Source organism: Phytoactinopolyspora endophytica, from assembly GCF_004138495.1.
Lineage (GTDB): Bacteria > Actinomycetota > Actinomycetes > Jiangellales > Jiangellaceae > Phytoactinopolyspora > Phytoactinopolyspora endophytica.
Genome location: NZ_ML142858.1, coordinates 116,750 through 118,899, shown reverse-complemented (window position 1 = coordinate 118,899; position 2,150 = coordinate 116,750). Strand labels below are relative to the sequence as shown.

Here is a 2,150-nt window from a genome sequence, read left to right as displayed (position 1 = left end):
CTCCTGCACCGTGGCCTCGCCGTCGGCGATCACCCCGCAGTTGATATCCATGTCCTCCGACATCTTCCGGTACATCTCGGAGTTGGTGGCCAGCTTCAGGCTCGGCACCGGCTTGCATCCGTACACCGAGCCGCGGCCGGTGGTGAAGCAGACCATGTTGGCCCCGCCCGCCACCATGCCGGTGACCGACACCGGGTCATAACCCGGCGTGTCCATGAACACCATCCCCTTGGCCGTCACCCGCTCGGCGAACAGCCGGACGTCGGTCAGCGGCGACGTCCCCGACTTGGCGACCGCGCCCAGCGACTTCTCCAGGATGGTGCTGATGCCACCCTCTTTGTTCCCCGGCGACGGGTTGTTGTCCAGGCTCCCGCCGTGCTTGGAGGTGTACTCACGCCACCAGGCGATCCGGTCCAGCAGCCTGCCGGCCACCTCGTCGTCGACGGCGCGCTCGGCCAGCAGGTGCTCAGCGCCGTAGATCTCCGGTGTCTCGCCCAGGATCGCGGTGCCGCCCTGGGCGACGAGCAGGTCTGCCGCCGCGCCCAGCGCCGGGTTCGCCGTGATGCCGGAGTAGCCGTCGGAGCCGCCGCACTCCAGGCCCAGGATCAGTTCCGAGGCGGGCACCGGTTGCCGCTGGACGTCCATCTTCTCCAGCAGGGTCTGTACCCCCTCGACACCCGCGCGCACCGCGGCCGCCGTACCGCCCGCATCCTGGATGGTCATGCTGGTGATCGGCGTGGTGGTGGGCAGGTCCAGCTCGGCGATCTGGTTGACCTCACAGCCGAGCCCGACGACGACGATCCCCCCGAAGTTCGGATGGTCGGCATAACCGGACAGGGTGCGACGGAGCAGCTCGAGCCCTTCGCCGTCGGAGGCGAGGCCACAGCCGGTCTGGTGGGTGATGGCCACGACACCGTCGACGCTGGGGTGCGCGGCGAGCATGCCCGACGTCCGCACCCGTTCCGCCACCAGCTTCGCCACCGTGGCGGAGCAGTTGACGGAGGTGATGATGCCGACGTAGTTGCGTGTCGCGACACGGCCGTCGGGACGGACGATGCCTTGGAACGTCTCCGGCTCGACCGGGTCGGGCGCCGGAACGCTTCCGGTAGAGACCCGCGCGTCGCCGGTATCGGCGAAGCCGACGTTATGGACATGGACATGGTCGCCGGCCGCGATCGAGGCGGTCGCGTAACCGATCACCTGCCCGTATTTCAGCACCGGCGCGCCCTTGGCGATCGGGACCGCGGCGACTTTGTGTCCGGCCGGCACCGGCTCGCGCACGACGACGCGTCCGACCGGGCCGTTCCCGGAGCTCGCGTCGTCGAACGGCAGCTCGGCCCCCGCCTCCAGACCGTCGAGCGTCACCGCCACCGAATCGTCCGGGCGGAGCCGGAGCAGTCTCTTGCCTGCCGTCATTGCATACTCCTTCGCCAGCAGTCGATCACGTCCACCGGATCGGCGAGAAACCGGTTACTCACCACCATACTCGAGTATGGTTCGTCTCGATGCTCCGGCGGCCCTCGCCGACTCGCCGACATGGCGGAAGATCACCGCTGAACGCTGGTCGGCACGCGGTACAGTCGCCCGGTGAGTGACATCACCCAACCCGGCGATCCGAAGGCGGCCGCGCAGGCCGCAGCCGACCATATCGCCAAGGTCTCCGGCGTGGAACGGCACGACGTCGGGCTTGTGCTCGGCTCCGGCTGGGGCGGCGCGGCCGAGCTCATCGGCGAGACCGTCGCCGAGATCCCCGCCACCGACATCCCCGGCTTCAGCGCACCGGCGGTCGAGGGACACGTCGGCTCCATCCGGTCCATCCGGATCGATACCACCACGCAGAACGGTGACCGCCGGCCGGAGCCGGCCTCCGGCGGCGGGCCGGCCTCGACCGCCCGGCATGCGCTGGTCCTCGGCGCGCGGACGCATCTGTACGAAGGGCGCGGTGTGCGCTCGGTCGTCCACGGAGTCCGGACGGCTGCGGCAGCCGGCGTGTCCACACTGGTTCTCACCAACGGCTGCGGGGGCCTGCGAGAGGAGTGGCCCGCTGGTACGCCCGTCCTGATCAGCGACCACATCAACCTGACGGCCACGTCGCCGCTGGAGGGCGCCGCCTTCGTCGACCTGACGGATCTCTACTCGTCCCGGCTGCG

Annotated in this window: 2 protein-coding genes; one reads left to right on the top strand and one right to left on the bottom strand. The window is 69.8% G+C overall.

The features are described from left to right. A partial coding sequence (locus ELR45_RS19560; RefSeq protein WP_240759887.1) for a UxaA family hydrolase occupies positions 1-1,416 on the bottom strand: 1,416 nt, incomplete at its 3' end. A gap of 180 nt (positions 1,417-1,596) precedes the next feature. Between ELR45_RS19560 and ELR45_RS41100 the strand changes: the two genes are divergently transcribed. Continuing rightward, positions 1,597-2,150 (top strand): phosphorylase family protein (locus tag ELR45_RS41100; protein ID WP_476704135.1); only part of this gene is annotated, 554 nt, incomplete at its 3' end.